Consider the following 23,143-nt stretch of genomic DNA (forward strand, 5'->3'; position numbering starts at 1 on the left):
AACTATTGATATGTTACAATTAAAGAGGTGAAAAGTATGCTAAACAAATTAGAAGTATTAGAAGATAAATATAAAGAATTAAGCGAAAAAATAGCTGACCCGGAAATAATAAACGATCAAAAAGTTTGGCAAAAACTTATAAAAGAACATGCTGACCTGGAACCGATCATAATGAAGTTTAGAGAATACAAAGATGTAATGAATACAATAGCGGAATCTAAGACTATATTACAAGAAGAGTCTGACGAAGAGCTAAGAGAACTTGCTAAAATGGAATTATCAGAAATGGAAGAAAAAGTAGAACCAATAGAAGATGAGTTGAAAATATTATTATTACCTAAGGATCCTAATGATGACAAGAACGTTATAGTTGAAATTAGAGGTGGAGCTGGTGGAGACGAAGCAGCTCTATTCGCAGGTGACTTATTTAGAATGTACTGTAGATATGCAGAAAGAAAGAGATGGAAAGTTGAACTACTAAGTGCTAGCGATACTGGAGTAGGTGGATATAAAGAAGTTTCTTTCATGATAAAAGGTAAAGGTGCATACTCAGTTCTTAAATATGAATCAGGAGTTCATAGAGTTCAAAGAATACCTTCTACAGAATCAGGCGGAAGAATACATACTTCAACTGCAACAGTTGCAGTATTACCAGAAGTAGAAGATGTTGAAGTAGAAATAAATGCAAATGACTTAAGAATAGATGTTTTCCGTTCTTCAGGAAATGGAGGACAAAGTGTTAACACTACTGACTCAGCAGTAAGGGTTACACATATACCTACAGGAGAGGTAGTTTCTTGTCAAGATGGTAAATCTCAGTTAAAAAATAAAGAGCAAGCTTTAAAAATATTAAAAGCTAGACTTTATGATAAAGCTGTTGCTGAGCAAAATAAAGAAATATCAGCTGAAAGAAAGAGTCAAGTTGGTACAGGTGATAGATCTGAGAGAATAAGAACTTACAACTTCCCTCAAGGAAGAGTAAGTGATCATAGAATAAACTTAACATTATATAAATTAGATGCATTTTTAGATGGAGATTTAAATGAAATGATAGATGCATTAATAACTGTAGATCAAACTGAAAAGATGATGTCTTTATAATTTTAGATAATAAAAAATCCCTATTTCGAATAGGGATTTTTTGCAAATAAAAATGGTTATCAAGTAGTATTGGAATAATGGCAAATTTTTATACATAAAATTAAAACAAGTTAACAATACTAGGGGGTAACTGAAGATGATAGAAATAACATTGATTGGTCTTATATCAGGAGTTATAGGAACTGGATTAGGAGGACTTATATCTACTGTTTTTAGAAAGAATATAAGTAGATATCTTAGTTTTTTTATGGGTATTTCAGGTGGGATAATGCTAGCTGTTGTAGTGTTTGATCTCTTGAAAGAATCTATGGGTGAAATTGGGATTTTAAATACAATCATATTTGTATTTGTTGGAGCTATAGCAACAATGCTAATAAAAGGTAAGTTAGAAAATAAAAAAGGATTTAATGCTGGGTACTTAATATTTTTAAGTATAGTATTACATAATCTTCCTGAAGGGCTGGCTATAGGATCTTCTTTTATAGCTACAAAGGACTTGGGAATAACTTTAGCGATTGTAATTGGCATACACAATATCCCTGAAGGGTTGGCTATGGCATTAAGTTTAGTTGGAAATAAGATGGGAACTATAAAAGTAATACTACTAACTTTGATTGCTGGGATACCAATGGGAATAGGAAGTTTTCTAGGGGCATATTTTGCAGGAATATTTACCTCTATAATAGGCGTATTTTTATCGATAGCAGCAGGTACTATGATGTATGTAGTTTTAGAAGAAATATTTCCAACAACAAAATCTATGTATTCTATAATAGGTTTTTTAATTGGGATTTTGATAGTTAGTTATGTATAAAGTTAATATGAAGGAAGGTATACACCTATGATAAAGACATTAATAAGTAATATAGATGAATTTGATATAGATAAAGAAATAATAAAAGAACATGCGAAATTGATATCTGAAGGAAAAACGGTTATATTTCCTACAGAAACTGTATATGGATTAGGAGCTAATGCACTGGATACAGAGGCTGTAAAAAAAATATATGAAGCTAAAGGAAGACCTAGCGACAATCCATTGATAGTACATATATGTGAAAAAGATGAAATTAAGGAATTAGTTACAGAGATAAGTGATAAAGCAAAAAAACTAATGGATGAAATTTGGCCAGGTCCTTTAACTATGATATTTAAGAAAAAAGATATAGTTCCAGAAAAAACAAGTGGGGGATTAGATACAGTAGCTATAAGAATGCCTTCAAACCCTATTGCTAGAGAAATTATAAGACAATCAGGAGTACCTATAGCTGCTCCATCGGCTAATATATCAGGAAGACCATCTCCTACTAAAGGAAAACACGTATGTGATGAAATGAATGGTAGAGTATCGGGGATAATAGTAGGTGGAGATTGTGATTTTGGATTAGAATCTACAGTTGTAGATATGACATCTGAAAAACCTATGATTTTAAGACCTGGTAGTGTAACGAAAGAACAAATGGAAAAAATAATAGGGGAAGTTTTAATAGATCCATCCATAGAAAATAAAGAAGATGTAGCAAAAGCTAAAGCTCCTGGTATGAAATATACACACTACTCTCCTAACGGGGATGTATATATAGTGAGTGGAAATCAAAAAAATGTAATAGATAAAATTAACTCATTAATAGAAGAAAATGAAAATAAAGGATTAAAGTGTGGCGTAATCTGTATAGATGAAAATAAGGATAAATATAAAGGTGAAGTCATAAGCTTAGGAACTACTCTTGAAGAAGTAGGGGCGAATTTATTTGACTCATTAATAGATATGGATAAAAGAAAAGTGGATATAATATATTCAGAAGCTTTTTCAAATTCAGGAGTAGGAAGAGCTATAATGAATAGACTTCTGAAATCTGCAGGATATAAAGTAATAGAATCATAAAGTAAAATTATATTAAAATAATTGGACATAAGTGGTGCAAAAAATGTTAAACTTTGGTATAATATAAAATTAAGTATAAATCTATTCGTATAAATTTATTGGAGGTATTAGGACTATGAAGATAGGTTTAGGTAGTGACCACGGAGGATACAACTTAAAAGAAGAGATAAAAAAGCATTTAGAAGCTAAGGGAATTGAATGTGTGGACTTTGGTACTGAAAATAGTATAGATTCAGTAGACTATCCTATATATGGAGAAAAGGTTGCTAAAGCTGTTGTTAGTAAGGAAGTAGACTATGGGATATTATGTTGCGGTACAGGGATAGGAATATCACTAGCTGCAAATAAAGTTAAAGGAATTAGATGTGCTGTTGTTTCAGACACATTTTCTGCTAGAATGTCTAAAGCTCATAACAATGCAAACATGCTTTCTTTAGGAGAAAGAGTTATAGGTAGAGGTCTAGCACTAGAAATAGTTGATGCATGGATCAACACTGAATTTGAAGGTGAAAGACATTTAAGAAGAGTAAATATGTTAAATGACATAGAACAAAATAATTAGGAGGCTTACATAATGAATAAAGTAGTAGTTGCAGATCATCCATTAATACAACACAAGTTAACTCTAATGAGGGATAAAAATACAGGATCTAAGGATTTTAGAGAACTTTTAACAGAAATAACAATGCTTATGGGTTATGAAATAACAAGAGATTTACCTCTAGAAGATATAGAGATAGAAACTCCTGTTGTAAAAACTACAGCAAAGGTTATAGCTGGTAAAAAATTAGGAATAGTTCCTATACTAAGAGCAGGATTAGGTATGGTTGATGGTTTAGTTAACTTAATACCAGCTGCTAAAGTTGGACATGTAGGATTATATAGAGATCCAGAAACATTACAACCTGTAGAATATTACTGCAAGTTCCCACAAGATATACATGAAAGAGAAATGATAGTAGTTGACCCTATGTTAGCAACTGGAGGATCAGCTGTTGCTGCTATAGATGTATTAAAAAGAGATGGAGCTAAAGTTATAAAATTAGTTAATTTAGTAGCTTCTCCAGAAGGAATAGCTGAAGTACAAAAATATCATCCAGACGTAGATATATACGTTGCTAGTATAGACGAGAAGCTAAATGATCATGGATATATAGTTCCTGGTTTAGGTGATGCTGGAGATAGATTATTCGGTACTAAATAATAAGGAATAAAGGTGTCTATAAATATTTATAGATGCCTTTTTCGTTATATATAAAATTAAAATGATTTAGTTAAAAATGGTTTTAATTTTCTAAATAAACTAAGTGTACTTTGTAAAAATTGAAGAAAATATAAATAAAAATATAAATTAAATTATAAAATATTTTTACAAAATGTAATTATTTGTAGAAAAATATTCAGAAAAGGTATAAAATTAATATATACTGTATACATAAGAAAACGAAGTTCAATAAAAAAATAATAAAAAATTATTAAAGTTTTTGTGTGTAAAAATATGCATAAATACTAATATAATGAAGATTATATTAGTATATTGAAGTATAGTTAACAAAAACAAATGTAAAATAAGATTAAAGTAAATATTTTGAATAATTCAAAAATAATTATTCAAAATTTAAATAAAATAGAAAAAACTGAAATTTTAAAATCTATATTAGGTATTGATAAAACTAAATAAAAGAAATATAATAATAAAATATGATTTAGAATTAAAATATTCAATATTTCAAACAAAAAAATACTTAGATACATATTAAAATTAAATAAAAAATCACGACTGTGAGGTATACTATTTATGGATAAACATAAAAAATATATGCAAGCTCTCAGTATGCTTTCGTTAGTCAGCCAAGTAGGATTAATGATAATAATACCTATTTTAGGATGTACATTTATAGGAAAATATCTAGATGATAAATTTGGAACTAGTCCATTTTTACTTTTAATATTTTTATTATTAGGCATAGGTGGAGCATTCAGTGGAGTTTATAAAACTCTAATTGTATATACAAAAAGGAAGTGATTAAATAATGAATAATACTTTAGAAAAACATATACGTGACGTAAATAAAGGTGTAGTCATAATTGATTTAATCGCAGCAATTCTAATTATTTTTTTGACAAACTCTCAAAAGGAGATGATTACAGGTCTTTTGTTTGGAAGCATAATAGCTGTATTAAACTTTAGGTTATTAGCAATATCTCTACAAAAGTCAGTAACATATCCTCCAAATAAAGCTCAAATTTACTCAACTAGTAGATACATAATAAGGATAACTATAGTAGCAGTAGTACTATTTGTTTCAGCAAAATCGCCGAATATAAGTATTGTAGGAACTGCAATAGGGTTATTGAGCACTAAGTTTGCTATATTAGGTAAAGCATTATTAATAGACAAACTTAAAAGAAAGGAGGCGTAATTGTGAGTCAAGCTAGATATATATTATACTTTGGAGACTTTAAATTAAGTGAAACTGTAATAACAAGTTGGCTAATATTAGCAGGTCTAGCATTAGTATCTTATTTACTAACTAGAAACTTAAAGAAAGTTCCAACTAGTAAAGTGCAAATATTTTTAGAGTTTGCAATAGGTGGATTTGATAAGTTTGTAAAGGACACTATGGGTCCAACAGCGATAAAAGAATTACCTTTTATTGTACCATACATAGGAAGTTTATTCTTATTCTTTGCAACATCAAACCTTATAGGATTATTAGGATTTAGATCACCAACAACAGATCTAGATACTACATTAGCATGGGCATTAATAACATTCTTTATGATTTATTATGCTGGTGTTAAGAAGAAAGGTCCAGGATTCTTTAAAGAATTACTTGAACCAATACCATTTTTATTACCACTTAATATAATAGGTGAGTTAGCAAAACCTATATCATTAAGTTTCCGTCCATTTGGTAACATATTAGGAGGAGCTGTTATAATGAAGTTATTATATGACTTCTTAGCATTTGTATCAACATCTCTAACAGGATTATCAATACCTTTTGGACAATTAATAATACCAGTACCTCTTCATTTATACTTTGATATGTTCGCAGGTATATTACAAGCATTTATATTCATAATGCTTACAATGGTATTTGTATCAAATGCTACAGAGTAATTGATATGCTAAATAAAAAAAATAATATAAAATGAATTCAATTTTAAGGAGGAAACAATCATGGAAATGGCTATATTATTAGCAGGTTCAGCTATAGGAGCTGGAATAGCAGTTGCAACAGGTATAGGAGCAGGAATAGGACAAGGATTCGCTGCAGGTAAAGCTGCAGAGGCAGTTGGTAATCAACCAGAAGCTAAAGGTGAAATAACTCAAACAATGTTACTAGGAGCTGCAGTTGCAGAGTCTTCAGCAATATATGGTTTAGTTGTAGCTATAATACTTCTATTTGCTAATCCATTCAAAGGAATGTTATAAGAGAAATTAAAGTTAAGTCATCATAACTAGGAGGTGGGAAACCATCTCCTAATTACGAATTGTGATTAGTAGAAAGGAGGAATAAGGATGTTTGAAATAAAACCACTAATTGGAGTTTCATGGGAGTTAGTGTTCCAGTTAATAAATACATTCTTAGTGTTTGTAGTTTTAAAGAAACTTTTATTTAAACCTGTTTTAGGAATAATAGAAGCTAGAGAAAAAGACATTCAAACAAACTTAGCTGAAGGAGAAAAAACTAAGGCTGAGGGTGAAAAGTTCAGAAAAGAATACGAAGAAAAATTAAGTTCTGCGAAAGAGCAAGGGCAAGAAATAATAAAGCAAGCTACTTTAAGAGCAGAGCAAAAGTCAGAGGAAATAGTATCTACAGCTAAAAATGAAGCTACAAGCATAAAAGAAAAAGCTAGTAAAGATATAGCTCAAGAAAGACAAAAAGTTATGAATGAAGTTAAAGATGATATATCTTCAATAGCTTTACTTGCAGCATCTAAGGTTATAGAAAGCGACCTAGATAAGTCTAAGCATGAAAAGCTAATAAATGACTTTATAAAAGAGGTAGGCGAAGCTCAATGATAAATATAATTGCTAGCAGATACGCTGAAGCCTTATTCCAAGTTGGAGAAGAGTCTAACTCAACTGAAAAGCTATATAATGAGCTAAAGGCTGTAGTAGATATAATAAAAGAAAACAAAGAATTTGCAGATATATTAAAATCTCCTATTGTATCAAAGGAAGATAAAAAAGAATTAATAACTAATATATTTGGATCTAACATAGACAAAGAAATGTTAAATTTCATGAAAATATTAGCAGATAAAGATAGATTATCTTTAATTGGTAATATAGAACAAGCTTTAAAAGCTTTAATAAACAAGAAAAATAATATTTTAGAAGGTACTGCTATAACAGCAGTTCCGATGAAAGAAGATGAAGTAAAAGAACTTCAAGCTAAACTTTCAACTAAATATAATAAAACAGTTATTCTAAAAAATGAAGTTGATGAGTCTGTACTAGGAGGAGTTCTAGTTAGACTTGGAAATGAAGAGATAGATGGAACGGTTAAAAATCGTTTAGAAAAAATGCAAGAACAACTATCTCAAGTAATATCTTAGGAGGGCGGTGAACCCATGAATTTAAGACCAGAAGAAATAAGTGCTATAATAAAAGAGCAAATAAAAAGCTACGAAAATAAAGTAGAATTAACAGATACAGGAAGTGTTTTAAAAGTTGGGGACGGTATAGCTAGTGTTTACGGATTAGAAAAGGCTATGGCTGGTGAATTACTAGAGTTCCCAGGGAAAATATACGGAATGGCTCTAAACCTTGAAGAAGAAATGGTTGGAGCAGTTATACTAGGAGATGACTCTGGAATAAAAGAAGGAGACATAGTTAAAAGAACTGGTAATATAGTTCAAGTTCCAGTTGGAGAAGCTATGTTAGGAAGAGTTGTAAACTCATTAGGACAACCAGTTGATGGAAAAGGACCTATAAATACTGATAAATTCAGACCAATTGAATCAGAAGCTACTGGAATAATGGCTAGAAAATCAGTACATCAACCATTACAAACAGGAATAAAAGCTATCGATGCCATGATACCAATCGGTAAAGGACAAAGAGAGCTTGTTATCGGAGATAGACAAACAGGAAAAACTTCTATATGTATAGATACTATACTTAACCAAAAAGGTAAAGATGTTGTATGTATATATGTTGCAATAGGACAAAAACGTTCTACAGTATCTCAAGTTGTTAGTACATTAGAAAAAGGTGGAGCAATGGATTACACAATAGTGGTTTCTGCTACTGCATCTGAATCTGCACCACTTCAATACTTAGCTCCATATGCAGGTGTTACTATGGGTGAAGAATTCATGTTCAATGGAAAACATGTATTAATAGTATATGATGACTTAACTAAGCATGCAGTTGCATACAGAGAGATGTCATTATTACTTAAGAGACCACCAGGACGTGAAGCTTATCCAGGAGATGTATTCTACTTACACTCAAGATTACTAGAAAGAGCTGCTAAATTATCTGACGAGTTAGGCGGAGGATCAATAACAGCATTACCTATAATCGAAACTCAAGGTGGAGACGTTTCTGCTTATATACCAACTAACGTTATATCTATAACAGACGGACAAATATACCTTGTACCAGAATTATTCTACTCAGGAATAAGACCTGCAGTTGACCCTGGTATATCAGTTTCAAGGGTTGGAGGATCTGCACAAATAAAATCAATGAAAAAAGTTGCAGGACCATTAAAACTTCTTTATTCTCAATATAAAGAACTTGCTGCATTCTCTCAATTCGGATCAGACTTAGACGAAGATACTAAGAAGAGACTTGCTCAAGGGGAAAGAATAGTTGAGGTTCTAAAGCAAGGAGAACATCAACCTATGGAAGTTTCGAATCAAGTTGTAATGGTATTTGCAGTTACTAATAACTTATTAGCAGATATACCTGTAAATAACATAAAGAGATTTGAAGCTGAATTATTAGAATTTATAGATGCTAATAATCCGCAAACAAGAGAAAAAATTCTTGCAAATGAAGATTTCGCTGAAGAATTAACAAACGCTATAAACGATTTTAAAAAGAAATTTGTTATAGAAGCGTAATCCTTTTTGAGAAAAGGAGGTAACCCAATTGGCAGGAGCTGGAATGAAAGAAATTAAAACTCGTATTGCCAGTGTTGAAAATACAAAGCAAATAACTAAAGCTATGGAATTAGTATCTTCATCTAAATTCAGAAGAGCTAAGGAAAAAGCTGAGAGTTCTAAGGCTTATTTTAACACTTTAAAAGAGGCTGTTGAAAATATAGCTAAGAATACGAGCGGATCAAAAAGTGAATTTCTTAAACAAAGAGAAGTTAAAAATAAATGTTACGTAGTAATAGCTGGAGATAGAGGTCTTGCTGGAGGATACAACTCAAATGTATTTAAAGCACTAGCTGCTGAAGCTGAGGGGACTACAAAAGCAAAAATTATTACTGTAGGAAAAAAAGCAAAAGAATTTGTTAGCAAAAGAAATTTTGAATTAATACAATCTGTTAATTCTGTTGAAAATGCTAGCTATGAAGATATTATGAATATATCAAAAACTATAATGGATTTATATCAAAAAGGTGATATAGATGAAGTTAAATTAATATATACTGAGTTCGTTTCTGCATTAAGTCAAGAACCAAGATTAGTTAAGTTATTACCAGTTAGTATCGAAGCTAAAGAAGGTAACGAGAAGAAAAGTGGAGCAGCAGTGCAATACTTACCTTCTCCAGACGCTGTACTTGGATTTATAGTACCTAAGTATGTTTCAGGAATGATATACGGAGGATTAGCTGAATCTTATGCTTCTGAGCAAGCTGCAAGAAGAACAGCTATGGAATCTGCAACAGACAATGCAAATGAAATGATATCTAATTTAGAATTACAATACAATAGAGCAAGACAAGCTGCAGTTACTCAAGAAATATCAGAGATAGTTGCAGGAGCTTCTTCAGCTCAATAAATAAGGAGGTTAGGACATGGCAAACATAGGTAAAATAGTTCAGGTTATCGGGCCAGTAGTTGACGTAAAGTTCAATGATGAAAAAAGCTTACCTAATCTATTAAATGCATTAGAGATAAAGCACGGAGATAAAAAAATAGTTATAGAGGTTGCACAACACGTTGGTGATGATACTGTAAGATGTATATCAATGAGTTCAACTGATGGACTTGTAAGAGGTATGGACGTTGTTGATACAGGAGCTGCTATAAGTGTACCTGTAGGAGAAGAAACGCTAGGAAGAATATTCAACGTATTAGGTGAGCCAGTTGATGGTAAGGAAGCTCCTAAAAATGCTTCTAAGCATCCAATACATAGAGAAGCACCAGCATTTGATGAATTAAACCCAGGTGCTGAAATACTAGAAACTGGTATAAAAGTTGTTGACTTACTAGCACCATACTTAAAAGGTGGTAAAATCGGTCTATTCGGTGGAGCCGGAGTTGGTAAGACAGTTCTTATACAAGAGCTTATAAACAATATAGCTACTCAACACGGTGGTATATCAGTATTCGCAGGTGTTGGAGAGAGAACAAGAGAAGGTAATGACTTATTCCATGAGATGAGTGATACAGGAGTTATAAATAAAACAGCTCTAGTATTCGGACAAATGAATGAGCCACCTGGAGCAAGAATGAGAGTTGCTTTAACTGGTCTTACAATGGCTGAGTACTTCAGAGATCAAGAAGGACAAGACGTTTTATTATTCGTAGATAATATATTCCGTTTCACTCAAGCAGGATCTGAGGTTTCTGCACTTCTTGGACGTACTCCATCAGCAGTTGGATACCAACCAACATTAGCAACAGAGATGGGTAGATTACAAGAGAGAATAACATCTACAAATAAAGGGTCTATAACATCAGTTCAGGCTGTATACGTACCTGCCGATGACTTAACTGACCCAGCACCAGCTACAACATTCACTCACTTAGATGCTAAAACAGTTTTATCTAGACAAAAAGCTTCTCTAGGTATATTCCCAGCTGTTGACCCACTAGAGTCAACATCTAGAGTTCTTGACCCAGCTATAGTTGGTAAAGAACATTATGAGATAGCTGTATCAGTTCAATCTATACTTCAAAAGTATAAAGAACTTCAAGATATAATAGCTATACTTGGTATGGATGAATTATCTGATGAAGATAAGATAACTGTTAACAGAGCTAGAAAGATAGAGAGATTCTTATCTCAACCATTCTTCGTTGGTGAGCAGTTTACAGGAATACCAGGTAAATACGTACCTGTTAAAGAAACTGTAAGAAGTTTCAAAGAAATATTAGAAGGTAAGCATGATAGCTTACCAGAATCAGCTTTCTTATTCGTAGGAAGTATAGAAGAGGCAGTTGAAAAAGCGAAGGAGAGTAGATAATAATGGCAAGCGAATTTGCGGTTAAAATTGTTACTCCTGAAAAAGTCTTCTATCAAGATCAAACAGAGATGATAATAGTTAGAACTACTGAAGGAGATAGAGGTATATTAAAGAACCATAGACCTTTAGTTGCAGGATTATCAGATGGTACTCTACGTCTAAAAAAAGAAGGTAAATTTAAAGATGCAAAAATATCTGGAGGATTCATACAAGTTGATAAAGAACAAGCTGTTATATTAACTGAATCTGCAGAGTGGTTATAAAAAAAGGCTAGAGTTTAACTCTAGCCTTTTTATTATTTTTAAAATAAATACCACAACAAATAAAAAAACATATAATAGTGGAACTACAAAAATAATTTCACTTATAGTAGTATTGTAAATAAGAAATATGTGTAAATTTAATAATATTAAGTAGAATATATTTAAGTATTCGTAACAAAATAAAAACATGATAGTAATTTGGAGGTATCTATGAATATATTGGATATCGGTATAGATATTGTAGAAATAGAAAGGATAGAGAATGCTATAAAAAGAAATAATAGGTTTTTAGAAAAATTATTTACAAAAGAGGAAATAAATTATTTTAAATCTAGAAATTTTAGGGTAGAAACTATAGCAGGTAACTTTTGTGCAAAGGAAGCTATAAGTAAGGCTTTTGGAACTGGGATAAGAAATTTTAATTTTAATGATATAGAGGTACTTAGGGATAAAAATGGTAAACCCATAGTTAAAACTTATAATAATTTGAATGAAATTTGCATAGATTATAATGTTTTAGAAATAAAAGTATCAATATCTCATAGCAAAAACTATGCGGTAGCAAACGCTATTGTAATGATTAAGGAGTGATAGATATGAAAAACAAAAAAGCTAAAGATATAATGACTACTAATGTTAAAGTAGCTAAAGAAAGCGATACTATACAGGATATAGCACAAACTCTTATAACAGAAAAAATAGGAGGAGTGCCTGTAGTAGATGAAGACAATAGAGTGGTTGGGATTATTTCAGAAACAGACATAATGAAAAAAGAGAAATATGTTAATCCTCCAGAGTACATAACATTTTTACAAGGATTTATATATCTTAATGACTTTAAAAAAGTAGAACAAGATATAAAAGATGTAGCAGCTACACAGGTAAAAGATTTAATGTCTAAAGATGTTATAAAAGTAAATGAAGATGACACTTTTGATGATGTAGCAAATATAATGATAAAAAAATCTGTTAATAGAGTTCCTGTAGTAGATCAGAATGGCAAAATAAAAGGAATAATTTGCAGATACGATATAATAAAATCTATGTATGAAGATTAAATATATAGGGGGTAATTTGTGAAATACAAGTGGACTGCAATTATATGTATAATAGTTACTTTGATGATTGGAATTGGATGCCAGAAAAGTAAGTCCACAAAAGAAGAAATATATAAAGATTTTCAAAATTATATATCTAAGATTAAATCCTACAAGTGTAAAGCAGATATAGAGGTTTTAGGTAATAAAAACTCACAGAAGTATTCTTTAATACATGAATACAAAGGATCTGGAAATTACAAGTTAGAAATAATAGAACCTAAACATTTAAAGGGAAAAACTATAGAGTATAAAGAGGAAAAAATAGTTGTAATTAATCCTGATATAAAGGATAAATTTATTTTGCCCAACGTAGGAGAAGATAGCCAACATTTATTTATAGGCGATTTTATAAAGAATTATCTGCAAGGGGAAGAGATGGAGATTGAGATGAAGGGTGAGTATTTAGCACTTACAGTGCCGATACCAGGGAACACTAAATATTTCAATAAGCAGATACTTTATATAGACACGAAGGAGAAAAATCCTGCTAAATTAGAAATATTGGATCAAGAGGGGAATAATCGATTTATAGTTAATTATTCTGATTTTGAATACAGAAAATAGCGAGGGATATAAAATGGATAAAAATATAGCAGCTCCTACATGGGCGGAGATAAACCTAGATAACATTAGATTTAATTTAAATAATATAAAAAAAATAGTAAAAGAAGATACTAAAATTTGTGGAGTAGTTAAGGCTAATGCATATGGACATGGATCTGTGGAAGTGGCGAGATTATTAGAAAGAGAAAATGTAGATTATGTAGCGGTTTCTAGATTTGAAGAAGCGTTAGAACTTAGACAACATGATATACGTGTACCTATATTATGTTTGGGATATATACCGGAATGTTCATTAGAAGAAGCTGTAGTTAACGATGTTACTTTTACTGTATTTTCTTATGATACAGCTTTTGTTATAAATGAATTATCAAGAAAATATAAAAAAATATCTAAGATTCATATAAAGATAGATACAGGAATGAGTAGAATAGGGCTGCAAGTTAATGATGAATCTATAAATGAAATATTAAAGATTAATAAGTTAAATAATATCCAGATAGAAGGTATATATACTCATTTTGCAACAGCCGATGAAAAGAATAAAGAGTATACTTATAATCAGGTATATAAATATAATACAATACTAAAAAAACTAGAAGAGTTAGATATAAAAATTCCTATTAAACATGTTTCAAATAGTGCAGCGATTATGGATTGTAAAGATTTGAATTTAAATATGGTTAGATGTGGGATTATACTTTATGGGCACTATCCTTCAAATGAGGTAGATAAAGATATGATTGAACTGAAACCTGCTATGACATTAAAAACTAGAATATCTCATATAAAAGAATTAGACGAAAATATAGGTATAAGTTATGGACTTAAATATATAACTAAATCTAAAGAGAGAATAGTTACACTACCTATTGGATATGCAGATGGATTTACTAGGATGCAAAAGAATCCTAAAGTATATATAAAAGGAGAAGTGTTTGATGTTGTAGGGAGAATATGCATGGATCAATGTATGGTTAAAATAGATAAAGAAATAGACATAAAAGTTGATGATGAGGTTATAATATTTTCAGATAGCAAAAATCAATGCGTAGAAAAAATAGCTGATGATTTGGGAACAATAAATTATGAAGTGCTATGCATGATTTCGAGAAGAGTTGAACGTGTTTATATGGAAAGAAATGCAATTGTACAACAATATAGTTATTTGGTAAAATAAAGATGATAGTATACCCTAGGAGGCGATTCTGTGCACAATATGAGTAAGGAAAAAATTGTGTTTACTTTACCTGATTCTCTTATTTCTGAAGTTGATCACATAGTTCAAATAGAGAATACAAACAGAGAAGATTTTGCAAAAGCTGCTTTTCAATTCTACATTACTCAAAAGAAAAAATTTGATCTAAAAGAGTCCATGATAAAAGGATATAAAGAAATGGGTCAAATAAATTTAACTTTAGCCGAGCTAGGAATGACAAATGAGGTATCTTCTGAGGATAACCTTGAAGGGACTATAGCTCAAGGTGAGTTCTAACAATTTAGATATAAAGCGCGGATACTTATATTATGCAGATTTAAGTCCTGTTGTGGGATCTGAACAAGGTGGAATAAGACCTGTACTTATTATACAAAATGATATAGGGAATAAATATAGTCCTACTGTTATTGTTGCGGCTATAACATCTCAGATTAACAAGGCTAAATTACCTACTCATATAGAAATAAGCTCTAATGAGTATGGGCTTAATAAAGATTCCGTTATTCTCTTAGAACAAATAAGAACGATAGATAAAAAGCGATTAAGAGAAAAAATAGGTTATCTAGATGAATGTATGATGGAAAAAGTAAATAATAGTTTACAAATAAGTTTAGGACTATTTCAAATTTAATTTAATTATTGATATATATAATATACGTATATCAATAATTTTTTTTATATTTTTCAGCAAAAAAAATGCAAAAAGTGATATAATAATATGGAATTAGTATGATACAATTGCAAAGTACATAATATCGAGGCAGTAGTTTTACTCATAAATATAAGGAGGTAATTACATGAGAGACCATAAAGTATTAAATGGAATTACACGTAACATAAGAAAAAATATAGTTACTATGATACATGGTTCTAAGTCTGGACATCCTGGGGGATCGTTATCTGCAGTTGAAATATTAACAGCACTTTATTTTGATGAAATGAACGTAGATCCTAGAAATCCAAAGATGGAGGATAGAGATAGATTTGTGTTATCAAAAGGACATGCAGCTCCTGTTTTATATTCAACATTAGCTGAAAAAGGGTATTTTGACAAGAAAGAATTAGACTCATTAAGAAAAATAGGAGCTATGCTACAAGGGCATCCAGATATGAAAGGAACTCCTGGAGTTGAGATGTCTACTGGTTCTTTAGGACAAGGTTTTTCTGTTGCTTGTGGTATGGCAATGGCATCTAAGTTAGATAATGCACCATGGAGAGTTTATACTTTACTTGGAGATGGAGAGGTTCAAGAAGGTATAGTTTGGGAAGCGGCTATGAGTGCGGCTCATTATAAATTAGATAATTTAGTAGCTTTCTTAGATTACAATGGATTACAAATAGATGGAGAAGTAGAAAAAGTTATGAATATAGGTCCTATAATGGATAAATTCAAAAGCTTTGGATGGAATGTTATAGAAATAGATGGACATGACTTTGATCAAATATTTGCTGCTCTTGATATGGCTAAAGACACAGTAGGAAAACCTACTATGATTATAGCTAAGACTGTAAAAGGTAAAGGTGTATCATTTATGGAGAATAATGCTTCTTGGCATGGAACAGCTCCAAGTGATGCTGATTTAGAAAAAGCTTTAGCTGAATTAGGGGGTGCAGATAATGAGTAATATAGCAACTAGAGAAGCATATGGAAAAGCCTTAGTTAAATTAGGACAAGTAAATGATAATGTAGTTGTTTTAGATGCGGACTTATCTAAATCTACAAAAACTAATGACTTTTTAAAAGCATTTCCTGATAGATTCTTTAATATGGGAATAGCAGAACAAAACTTAATAGGCGCGGCTTGTGGATTAGCAGCAGCTGGTAAAATACCTTTTGCTAGTAGTTTTGCTATGTTTGCAACTGGAAGAGGGTTTGAAATAATAAGAAACTCAGCTTGTTATCCAAAACTAAATGTAAAAGTATGTGCTACACATGCAGGTGTAACTGTTGGTGAAGATGGAGCGTCTCATCAAAGTGTTGAAGATATAGCTATAATGAGAGCTATACCTAACATGACTGTTATAGTACCAGCTGATGGAGTTGAAACTGAGCAAGTTATATTTGAAATAGCAAAATACAATGGACCAGTATATGTTAGACTTGGTAGATCAGCTGTTCCAACTATATTTGATGAAAACTATAAGTTTGAAATTGGTAAAGGTGTAGTTGTAAGAGAAGGTAATGATGCTACTATAATAGCTTGTGGAATAATGTTAAATGAAGCTGTACAAGCACATGAAATCTTAAAGTCTGAAGGAATAAACGTAAGAGTTATAAATATGCCTACAATAAAACCTATAGACAAAGAATTAATACTAAAAGCAGCTCAAGAAACTAAAGCTATAGTTACAGCTGAAGAGCATAACATAATAGGAGGACTTGGATCTGCAGTAAGTGAAGTTGTAAGTGAAGAATGTCCTGTTATAGTTAAAAAAGTTGGAGTTAAAGATGTTTTTGGACAATCAGGGACTCCAAAAGAACTTTTAAAAGCATATGGATTAACAGCTGAAGAATTAGTTAATAGTGTAAAAGAAGCAATAGCTAAGAAATAGTTGATAATTAATATAGATTGTATAGCCATAGATTTTATTAAAAATCTATGGCTTTTTTTATATGTAAATATATTCTATAAATTAAAACAAGCTCATATATTTATATGGGGGTGATAAAATGAAAGTAAAGTTTAATATTAAAGGAGTAATCTATGGAATTATAGCTTTGATATTGGTGCTTGGGGGATTTATATTTATTCCTAAGGTGTTTATGGATGAATCAAAGCCAATAGATTATATTATGTTGCAAAAAACTGAAATACCAGAAAAAATACTTGATATGATGGGGAAGTATACTGATGAAGAAAGAGCTTTAGCTGTAAAAATTGACAATAAAATTTATGTTGTAGTAACAAGAGGAAAAGATGAAAAAAATGGAATAGAAATTGATTCTATAAAACTAGCTAAAGAGGATTCTAAAAATATTATGAAAGTTGAAGTTGTACATAAAAATAAGGAAGAATCACATCCATATATAGTTGTTGAAACGAATTTAAAAGATTTACCAGATAGAATAGAATTGAATTCAAGAACAGAGAAGTAGAAATAAAAACTGTGTTTAATTAAACACAGTTTTTATAGTTTAATCTAAAAAATACATCATTTAATATATATTAGGTAAAACTAAATAGTAAAATACAAAGCTATGAGGTGAATAGATGTTTAATTTAGATAGATTTAGATTGAATTCGAATGAACTAAAATGTATTTGCAACTTAGATGATATAAATTTTAAATCAACTGAAGATATAGAACCTATTAGAGAAATTATAGGTCAAGACAGAGCTGTAAATGCTATAAAATTTGGGCTAAAAATGAAGCAGAAAGGATATAACATATACGTAGCGGGTTGTAGCGGAACAGGAAGAAACAGTTATACTAATATGTTAATAGATAAAATAAAAAAAGATAATACAAATATAAAAGATTGGATTTATGTTTATAATTTTAAAAATCAAAATGAACCTATAGCATTATCTTTTGATTGTGGAAAGGGTAAGATTTTTAAAAAAGATATAGAAGAAATAATAGAAAAGTTAAAAAATGAAGTTCCTAAAATTTTTAGTACTAAAGAATATGAGTACCACAACAGATTATTAATGACTGAACTTGAAAATAATATTCAAAAAATAATAGAGAAGCTAAATGATATTGCTAAACCTAGAGGGTTTAAATTTGAAGTAACGGAAAGAGGTTTAGTAAGTATACCGATAAAAGATGATGGTAACATTTTAAGTGAATCAGAAATCGGAAGTTTAACTCCTCAAGAAATAAAGATATTAAGAGAAGCTGGACTAAAATTAAATCAAGATAGTAAAGAGTATATAAATGAAATTAAATTGTGTGAAGAAAGTTACAAAGAAAAGTTAGATGAATTAGATAAAAATGTAGGAAAAAGTTTGGTTGGATTTTATGAACAATACTTAATAGATAGGTATGGAAATGATAAAAAAGTAAAAAGTTATATTTCGGACATGTGTGATGATATTGTAAAGAACATATGTAAATTTAGAAACTCACAAGAAGACGCATCACAAAATCCGATGGCCTTATTAGGTATGATAAATCCTAAAAATGATATTAAGTTCTTTATTAGATATGGAGTTAATTTACTAATAGACAATAGTGAAAACAATGAATGTAAAGTTATAAATGAAAATAACCCTACGTACTACAATTTAACAGGATCCATAGATTATAAAAATGAAATTGGTTCTTTAACCACTAGTTTTATGGAAATTAAACCTGGGTCACTACATAAAGCTAATGGAGGATTCATAATTATAAATGCCAAGGATTTATTAAGTAATCCTTTCTCGTGGGAATGTTTAAAGAGATCTCTTAAAACTGGAAAAATAACTATAGAGTCCTTCAATAAACAATATGGTTACTTAATGACATCGACATTAAAACCAGAACCTATAGATTTAGATATAAAAGTAATACTAATAGGAGATAATTATATATATAACTTGTTGTATAGCTATGAAGAAGATTTTAGGAATTTATTTAAAATAATGGCAGATTTTGATATAGAAATAAATAAAGATAAGCAAAATATATATAATACGATAAAATTAGTATCAAATACATGTAAAGAAAATAATCTGAAGCATTTTGATAAAAGTGCTATAGAAAGAATAATAGAATATAGTACTAGGATAAGTGATGATAAAGAAAAATTAACTGCTAGATTTGATAAAGTTATAGATTTAATATATGAGTCAGAGGCCATAAGTGATTCGAAGTTAAAATTTGTAACTAGAGAAGATGTAGAAGCTGCAATAAATCAAAAAATATATAGAAGTAACAAGTATGAAGAAAAGTTAAATGAAATGTTTAAAGATGAAACTTTATTAATTGATATAGATGGAGAAAAAGTAGGTCAAATAAATGGACTAGCAGTTATGGGAAATGGAGAATATAGTTTTGGAAAACCATCTAAAATAACTGCATCAACTTACAAAGGAAGAAGTGGAATTATAAATATTGAAAGGGAAATTAAAAAAAGTGGAAGTATTCATGATAAAGGGGTACTGATACTTACTGGATATTTAGGAGAAAGATACGGGAAAGAAAAACCACTATCTATATCGACTTCAATAACCTTTGAACAAAATTACTCTGGAGTTGATGGAGATAGTGCATCAAGTACGGAGTTATATGCAATAATATCTAGTATATCGAAAATTCCTATAAGACAATATATAGCTGTAACAGGATCTGTTAGTCAAAAAGGAGAAATACAACCTATAGGAGGAATAAATGAAAAGATAGAAGGATTTTTTGACGTCTGTAAGTTAAAAGGGCTTAATGGAAAGCAAGGGGTTATGATGCCTATTCAAAATGTTAAAAATTTAATGTTAAAAGATGAGATTATAGAAGCTGTTAAAGAGAACAAGTTTAGTATATATGCTATTTCTAATATAGAAGAAGGATTAGGAATATTAACTGGACTAGAAATTAATGAAATTGATAAAAAGGTTAATGACCAATTAGAAATATATAGGAAGAGTGATGAAGAAAAGAAAAATAAATAAAATATAAAAAGTAGAGCGATATTCTTGCTCTACTTTATAATTCTACTTTCTGTTACAACATAATCTAATTTAGCATCATGAGATTCTTTTGGAATAGTATTAAATACTTGGAAATCAAAAGCTATGCCTATTGTTATGGCGTCTTTTCTTAACTTTTCAATAAACCTATCATAAAATCCGCCACCATAGCCTAATCTATATTTATTTATATCGAAAGCTACAGCAGGGACTATTAGAATATCAATAGAATCTATAGAGGTTATTCTTTTACATTCATCCTTAGGTTCTCTTATACCGTAAGTACCTATTGCTAAATCCGAATCCAAGTTTTTAATTTGAGAAGGTATTAATAGTCTTTCTTTTTTTAATGTGATTGGAACGAGAACATTTTTACCTGAATTTATTAAAAATTTTGCTAAATAATCTGTTTTAACTTCATTATTAAAGTCTAAGTAAATCATTATAGTGGAAGCTGTTTTAAATTCTTTCAAAGCTAAAAGATTGGATATTATTTTATTAGAATGTGTATTTACAAAGTTAGACGATTGTTCATTTCTAAGACTTATAACTTTTTTTCTAAAATTATTTTTCAATAAAATCACCCCATTTAATCTATGTTATAATATGGTATATTATTATCTATTAAAAGTTTAATACGATAATTAGTAGATAGCAACAAAGGCATGTAATAAAAAAAAGACTAAGACATATACTATTATAGTATATTATGTAAAAGGAGATGTATTTAATGATATCTAAGAAAAGGGCTATAATTTATTCTGTAATACTTGTTATTGCAACAGCTTTGATAACATCTCAAGTTGTAGGATTAAAATACAAAGATTACGATAAGCTTGTAGGGGTAAAAAAATCTATAGATAAAGATTTTTATAAAGACACTAAAGATGAAAAATTGGAAACTAGTGCTATAAAAGGGATGTTTGAAGGTCTAGATGATCCATATTCGCAGTACTATACTGTTGAAGAATTTAATAAATTAAAAGAACAAACATCAGGAACATATGTGGGTATAGGTGTAGTTATAAGTCCTATAGAAGGTGATGACTTAATAACAGTAGTATCTCCTATAGAAGGATCTCCAGCTGAAAAAAGCGGAATAAAGCCAGGAGATAAAATACTTAAGGTTGATGGAAAAGAAGTTAGCTCAAAAGATATGGATAAAGCTATGAGTTTGATAAAAGGTAAAGCTGGTACTAAAGTTAAACTTACAATCAAAAGAGGGAATGAGACTTTAGATATAGATGTAAAAAGAGAAGAGATAGTTATGAAAACTATTGATTCTAAAATGATTGATGGAGACATAGGGTACATAAAAATAGCATCTTTTGATGAACATACATACGACGATTTTAAAAAAGCTTTAGATAATTTAAATAGTAAGGGTATGAAGGGATTAATATTAGACTTAAGAGATAATCCAGGAGGATTACTTGATGTATGTGAGGATATAGCTGATGAAATATTACCACAGGGTGATACTATAGTATCTGTTAAAGATAATAGTGATAAAGCTAAGTATCTTAAATCTGATGATAAGAGGGAAGTAGATATACCTATAGCTGTTCTTATAAATGAAGGAAGTGCATCAGCATCAGAAATACTTACAGGGTCTATTGTAGACAATGAAAAAGGAGTTGCTATAGGGACAACAACTTTTGGTAAAGGGTTGGTTCAAACTGTAAGAGGATTAAGCGATGGTACAGGATACAAACTTACAACAGCTCAGTATTATACTCCAAGTGGAGATTATATAAATAAAAAAGGAATAAAACCAGATATAGAAGTTAAAGATGAGAGTAAACAGTTAGATACAGCTGTGAATTGGATAAATGAACAAATCAAAAAATAATGAAGAAGGAGATAAGAATATAAAAACTTATCTCCTTTTTTATTAATTACAAATTTTTATTTGATAAGAAGCTTCGAAAACTTCACTTGTTGATAATTTATTAATTCCTAATTTTGATTTATAATCTTTGTTGCTATCTACTGAATCTGCAATTCCATACCAAGGTTCTATACATAAAAATGGAGCAATTGAATTACTTTCCTTATAGTAAGGAGACCAAATTCCTACAAATGGGAAATTAGTAAACTTAACATTTATAGACTGGTTTGTGTTCTTAGAGCATATAGATACTTCATATACATTATCGTATATTAGAGCATCATTTTTAAATAGTTCAGGTTTTAAATTAAGTAACTCTAAGTTATCGACTGATTTCTTATTAGACACAAATGGGCCATCTAATGAATATGAATGTACTTTACCTGTTGATTTGAAATTTAAATAGTAATTTTCGATTGTATCTGTTTCTTCAAAAGGAATATTAAAAGCTGGATGTGCACCTATTGAAAAATACATATCTGAATTGCTTTTGTTCACTACCTTCCACTTAATATCTATAAAAGACTCTTCAAGTGTATAAGTTATTAATAATTCAAAGTCATAAGGATAACGAGTTTTTGTATAAGCATCAGCCTCTAATTTATAAGTTAAAGAATTATTTTTTATTTCTATTAACTCAAAATCCATATCACGAGCAAATCCGTGTTGGTTCATTTTATATACGGTATTATCAATAATTGTCTCATTATCTTTTAATCTGCCTACTATAGGAAATAGAATAGGGGAGTGTCTTCCCCAGTGAGTACTATCTCCACACCATAAAATTTCTTTATTAGTAGTTTTTGAATATATTCTTGATAGCTCAGCACCTTTAGTATTTATTTCTATTAATAAGTTATTGTTTTCTAATGTATGCATATAAAATTACTCCTATCTAAAGTTAAATATTTTGATTAATGTGTTTACGTTTTCATTATATAATAAGAGTGAAAAAATAAAAATAAAATAAAAATTAAAAAATGTATTGACAATAAATAATATAGGTGGTAAAGTATTACTTGTAAGTTTGAAAAACAACTTCAAGAACTTTGAAAATTAAACAGTAGGTTAATTATAAAAATTCTTTTTAAAGAATTAAACAACAAACAACCAAGCCAGAT

28 protein-coding genes are annotated in these 23,143 nt (G+C 29.9%); 26 read left to right on the forward strand and 2 right to left on the reverse strand.

Annotated features, from left to right (window positions below):
- Positions 1-36 precede the first annotated feature (36 nt).
- From prfA to ACEXNK_RS15995, 25 genes are all read left to right on the forward strand, one after another.
- Complete coding sequence (gene prfA, locus ACEXNK_RS15875; RefSeq protein ID WP_373600423.1) at positions 37-1,101, forward strand: peptide chain release factor 1; 1,065 nt, start codon at positions 37-39, stop codon at positions 1,099-1,101.
- 136 nt (positions 1,102-1,237) lie between these two features.
- Positions 1,238-1,915 carry a ZIP family metal transporter gene (locus ACEXNK_RS15880; RefSeq protein WP_373600424.1) on the forward strand — a complete coding sequence of 226 codons (678 nt, stop codon included), beginning with the start codon at positions 1,238-1,240 and terminating at the stop codon, positions 1,913-1,915.
- Between the two features lie 27 nt (positions 1,916-1,942).
- Positions 1,943-2,986, forward strand: a complete 1,044-nt coding sequence (locus ACEXNK_RS15885; protein WP_373600425.1) for an L-threonylcarbamoyladenylate synthase — start codon at positions 1,943-1,945, stop codon at positions 2,984-2,986.
- A 115-nt stretch (positions 2,987-3,101) separates the two neighbouring features.
- Positions 3,102-3,548, forward strand: coding sequence for a ribose 5-phosphate isomerase B (gene rpiB, locus ACEXNK_RS15890; protein ID WP_373600426.1), 447 nt, complete (start codon positions 3,102-3,104; stop codon positions 3,546-3,548).
- A gap of 12 nt (positions 3,549-3,560) precedes the next feature.
- Positions 3,561-4,190: a uracil phosphoribosyltransferase gene (upp, locus tag ACEXNK_RS15895; protein WP_373600427.1), complete on the forward strand. Its 630-nt coding sequence runs from the start codon at positions 3,561-3,563 to the stop codon at positions 4,188-4,190.
- Positions 4,191-4,784: 594 nt separating this feature from the next.
- Positions 4,785-5,012 (forward strand): AtpZ/AtpI family protein, encoded by a 228-nt coding sequence (locus ACEXNK_RS15900; RefSeq protein WP_373601286.1) that lies wholly within the window; start codon positions 4,785-4,787, stop codon positions 5,010-5,012.
- Between the two features lie 7 nt (positions 5,013-5,019).
- Positions 5,020-5,409, forward strand: a complete 390-nt coding sequence (locus tag ACEXNK_RS15905) for an ATP synthase subunit I (protein WP_373601287.1) — start codon at positions 5,020-5,022, stop codon at positions 5,407-5,409.
- A gap of 2 nt (positions 5,410-5,411) precedes the next feature.
- Complete coding sequence (atpB, locus tag ACEXNK_RS15910; protein ID WP_373601288.1) at positions 5,412-6,113, forward strand: F0F1 ATP synthase subunit A; 702 nt, start codon at positions 5,412-5,414, stop codon at positions 6,111-6,113.
- A gap of 60 nt (positions 6,114-6,173) precedes the next feature.
- Entirely contained in the window at positions 6,174-6,428 is a 255-nt protein-coding gene (atpE, locus tag ACEXNK_RS15915) for an ATP synthase F0 subunit C (RefSeq protein WP_373601289.1), read from the forward strand.
- An 87-nt stretch (positions 6,429-6,515) separates the two neighbouring features.
- A complete protein-coding gene (gene atpF / locus ACEXNK_RS15920; RefSeq protein WP_373601290.1) occupies positions 6,516-7,019 on the forward strand; it encodes a F0F1 ATP synthase subunit B in 504 nt (167 codons plus the stop codon).
- Positions 7,016-7,558: a F0F1 ATP synthase subunit delta gene (locus ACEXNK_RS15925; RefSeq protein ID WP_373601291.1), complete on the forward strand. Its 543-nt coding sequence runs from the start codon at positions 7,016-7,018 to the stop codon at positions 7,556-7,558. Before atpF ends, ACEXNK_RS15925 begins: the two co-directional genes overlap by 4 nt.
- A gap of 15 nt (positions 7,559-7,573) precedes the next feature.
- A complete protein-coding gene (gene atpA, locus ACEXNK_RS15930; protein WP_373601292.1) occupies positions 7,574-9,076 on the forward strand; it encodes a F0F1 ATP synthase subunit alpha in 1,503 nt (500 codons plus the stop codon).
- A 28-nt stretch (positions 9,077-9,104) separates the two neighbouring features.
- Complete coding sequence (gene atpG, locus ACEXNK_RS15935) at positions 9,105-9,965, forward strand: ATP synthase F1 subunit gamma (RefSeq protein WP_373601293.1); 861 nt, start codon at positions 9,105-9,107, stop codon at positions 9,963-9,965.
- A 16-nt stretch (positions 9,966-9,981) separates the two neighbouring features.
- Positions 9,982-11,376, forward strand: coding sequence for a F0F1 ATP synthase subunit beta (atpD, locus tag ACEXNK_RS15940; protein WP_373601294.1), 1,395 nt, complete (start codon positions 9,982-9,984; stop codon positions 11,374-11,376).
- 2 nt (positions 11,377-11,378) lie between these two features.
- Complete coding sequence (gene atpC, locus ACEXNK_RS15945) at positions 11,379-11,639, forward strand: ATP synthase F1 subunit epsilon (protein WP_373601295.1); 261 nt, start codon at positions 11,379-11,381, stop codon at positions 11,637-11,639.
- 210 nt (positions 11,640-11,849) lie between these two features.
- Positions 11,850-12,230: a holo-ACP synthase gene (gene acpS / locus ACEXNK_RS15950; RefSeq protein WP_373601296.1), complete on the forward strand. Its 381-nt coding sequence runs from the start codon at positions 11,850-11,852 to the stop codon at positions 12,228-12,230.
- Between the two features lie 5 nt (positions 12,231-12,235).
- Positions 12,236-12,697, forward strand: coding sequence for a CBS domain-containing protein (locus ACEXNK_RS15955; RefSeq protein WP_373601297.1), 462 nt, complete (start codon positions 12,236-12,238; stop codon positions 12,695-12,697).
- Between the two features lie 18 nt (positions 12,698-12,715).
- Positions 12,716-13,303, forward strand: a complete 588-nt coding sequence (gene gerS / locus ACEXNK_RS15960) for a germination lipoprotein GerS (protein ID WP_373601298.1) — start codon at positions 12,716-12,718, stop codon at positions 13,301-13,303.
- Between the two features lie 13 nt (positions 13,304-13,316).
- Complete coding sequence (gene alr, locus ACEXNK_RS15965) at positions 13,317-14,480, forward strand: alanine racemase (RefSeq protein ID WP_373601299.1); 1,164 nt, start codon at positions 13,317-13,319, stop codon at positions 14,478-14,480.
- 39 nt (positions 14,481-14,519) lie between these two features.
- A complete protein-coding gene (locus tag ACEXNK_RS15970) occupies positions 14,520-14,795 on the forward strand; it encodes an antitoxin (RefSeq protein ID WP_373601300.1) in 276 nt (91 codons plus the stop codon).
- Positions 14,785-15,150 carry a type II toxin-antitoxin system PemK/MazF family toxin gene (locus ACEXNK_RS15975; RefSeq protein WP_438618094.1) on the forward strand — a complete coding sequence of 122 codons (366 nt, stop codon included), beginning with the start codon at positions 14,785-14,787 and terminating at the stop codon, positions 15,148-15,150. Before ACEXNK_RS15970 ends, ACEXNK_RS15975 begins: the two co-directional genes overlap by 11 nt.
- Before the next feature lie 166 nt (positions 15,151-15,316).
- Positions 15,317-16,144, forward strand: a complete 828-nt coding sequence (locus ACEXNK_RS15980) for a transketolase (RefSeq protein WP_373601301.1) — start codon at positions 15,317-15,319, stop codon at positions 16,142-16,144.
- Positions 16,137-17,072: a transketolase family protein gene (locus ACEXNK_RS15985; RefSeq protein ID WP_373601302.1), complete on the forward strand. Its 936-nt coding sequence runs from the start codon at positions 16,137-16,139 to the stop codon at positions 17,070-17,072. The genes ACEXNK_RS15980 and ACEXNK_RS15985 overlap by 8 nt, the downstream gene beginning before the upstream one ends.
- A gap of 118 nt (positions 17,073-17,190) precedes the next feature.
- Positions 17,191-17,616, forward strand: coding sequence for a hypothetical protein (locus ACEXNK_RS15990; RefSeq protein WP_373601303.1), 426 nt, complete (start codon positions 17,191-17,193; stop codon positions 17,614-17,616).
- Positions 17,617-17,731: 115 nt separating this feature from the next.
- The gene (locus ACEXNK_RS15995; RefSeq protein WP_373601304.1) at positions 17,732-20,113 is read left to right on the forward strand and encodes a Lon protease family protein; all 2,382 of its coding nucleotides are present in this window, start codon (positions 17,732-17,734) and stop codon (positions 20,111-20,113) included.
- A 29-nt stretch (positions 20,114-20,142) separates the two neighbouring features.
- Here the strand turns inward: ACEXNK_RS15995 and ACEXNK_RS16000 are convergent, their stop codons facing one another.
- On the reverse strand, positions 20,143-20,706 hold the full coding sequence (locus ACEXNK_RS16000; RefSeq protein ID WP_373601305.1) for a 5-formyltetrahydrofolate cyclo-ligase: 564 nt from the start codon (positions 20,704-20,706) through the stop codon (positions 20,143-20,145).
- 155 nt (positions 20,707-20,861) lie between these two features.
- Between ACEXNK_RS16000 and ACEXNK_RS16005 the strand changes: the two genes are divergently transcribed.
- A complete protein-coding gene (locus ACEXNK_RS16005) occupies positions 20,862-21,983 on the forward strand; it encodes a S41 family peptidase (protein ID WP_373601306.1) in 1,122 nt (373 codons plus the stop codon).
- A 42-nt stretch (positions 21,984-22,025) separates the two neighbouring features.
- Here the strand turns inward: ACEXNK_RS16005 and ACEXNK_RS16010 are convergent, their stop codons facing one another.
- Complete coding sequence (locus ACEXNK_RS16010) at positions 22,026-22,901, reverse strand: aldose 1-epimerase family protein (RefSeq protein ID WP_373601307.1); 876 nt, start codon at positions 22,899-22,901, stop codon at positions 22,026-22,028.
- Positions 22,902-23,143 lie beyond the last annotated feature (242 nt).

Origin of the sequence: Paraclostridium bifermentans (assembly GCF_964259345.1) — a bacterium.
GTDB classification, from domain to species: domain Bacteria; phylum Bacillota; class Clostridia; order Peptostreptococcales; family Peptostreptococcaceae; genus Paraclostridium; species Paraclostridium bifermentans_B.

Bases quoted from the DNA above. Each gene is read 5' to 3' on its own strand.
- prfA (WP_373600423.1), top strand. From the start codon at position 37: ATGCTAAACAAATTAGAAGTATTAGAAGATAAATATAAAGAATTAAGC.
- ACEXNK_RS15880 (WP_373600424.1), top strand. From the start codon at position 1,238: ATGATAGAAATAACATTGATTGGTCTTATATCAGGAGTTATAGGAACT.
- ACEXNK_RS15885 (WP_373600425.1), top strand. From the start codon at position 1,943: ATGATAAAGACATTAATAAGTAATATAGATGAATTTGATATAGATAAA.
- rpiB (WP_373600426.1), top strand. From the start codon at position 3,102: ATGAAGATAGGTTTAGGTAGTGACCACGGAGGATACAACTTAAAAGAA.
- upp (WP_373600427.1), top strand. From the start codon at position 3,561: ATGAATAAAGTAGTAGTTGCAGATCATCCATTAATACAACACAAGTTA.
- ACEXNK_RS15900 (WP_373601286.1), top strand. From the start codon at position 4,785: ATGGATAAACATAAAAAATATATGCAAGCTCTCAGTATGCTTTCGTTA.
- ACEXNK_RS15905 (WP_373601287.1), top strand. From the start codon at position 5,020: ATGAATAATACTTTAGAAAAACATATACGTGACGTAAATAAAGGTGTA.
- atpE (WP_373601289.1), top strand. From the start codon at position 6,174: ATGGAAATGGCTATATTATTAGCAGGTTCAGCTATAGGAGCTGGAATA.
- atpF (WP_373601290.1), top strand. From the start codon at position 6,516: ATGTTTGAAATAAAACCACTAATTGGAGTTTCATGGGAGTTAGTGTTC.
- ACEXNK_RS15925 (WP_373601291.1), top strand. From the start codon at position 7,016: ATGATAAATATAATTGCTAGCAGATACGCTGAAGCCTTATTCCAAGTT.
- atpA (WP_373601292.1), top strand. From the start codon at position 7,574: ATGAATTTAAGACCAGAAGAAATAAGTGCTATAATAAAAGAGCAAATA.
- atpD (WP_373601294.1), top strand. From the start codon at position 9,982: ATGGCAAACATAGGTAAAATAGTTCAGGTTATCGGGCCAGTAGTTGAC.
- atpC (WP_373601295.1), top strand. From the start codon at position 11,379: ATGGCAAGCGAATTTGCGGTTAAAATTGTTACTCCTGAAAAAGTCTTC.
- acpS (WP_373601296.1), top strand. From the start codon at position 11,850: ATGAATATATTGGATATCGGTATAGATATTGTAGAAATAGAAAGGATA.
- ACEXNK_RS15955 (WP_373601297.1), top strand. From the start codon at position 12,236: ATGAAAAACAAAAAAGCTAAAGATATAATGACTACTAATGTTAAAGTA.
- alr (WP_373601299.1), top strand. From the start codon at position 13,317: ATGGATAAAAATATAGCAGCTCCTACATGGGCGGAGATAAACCTAGAT.
- ACEXNK_RS15970 (WP_373601300.1), top strand. From the start codon at position 14,520: ATGAGTAAGGAAAAAATTGTGTTTACTTTACCTGATTCTCTTATTTCT.
- ACEXNK_RS15980 (WP_373601301.1), top strand. From the start codon at position 15,317: ATGAGAGACCATAAAGTATTAAATGGAATTACACGTAACATAAGAAAA.
- ACEXNK_RS15985 (WP_373601302.1), top strand. From the start codon at position 16,137: ATGAGTAATATAGCAACTAGAGAAGCATATGGAAAAGCCTTAGTTAAA.
- ACEXNK_RS15990 (WP_373601303.1), top strand. From the start codon at position 17,191: ATGAAAGTAAAGTTTAATATTAAAGGAGTAATCTATGGAATTATAGCT.
- ACEXNK_RS15995 (WP_373601304.1), top strand. From the start codon at position 17,732: ATGTTTAATTTAGATAGATTTAGATTGAATTCGAATGAACTAAAATGT.
- ACEXNK_RS16005 (WP_373601306.1), top strand. From the start codon at position 20,862: ATGATATCTAAGAAAAGGGCTATAATTTATTCTGTAATACTTGTTATT.
- ACEXNK_RS16010 (WP_373601307.1), bottom strand. From the start codon at position 22,901: ATGCATACATTAGAAAACAATAACTTATTAATAGAAATAAATACTAAA.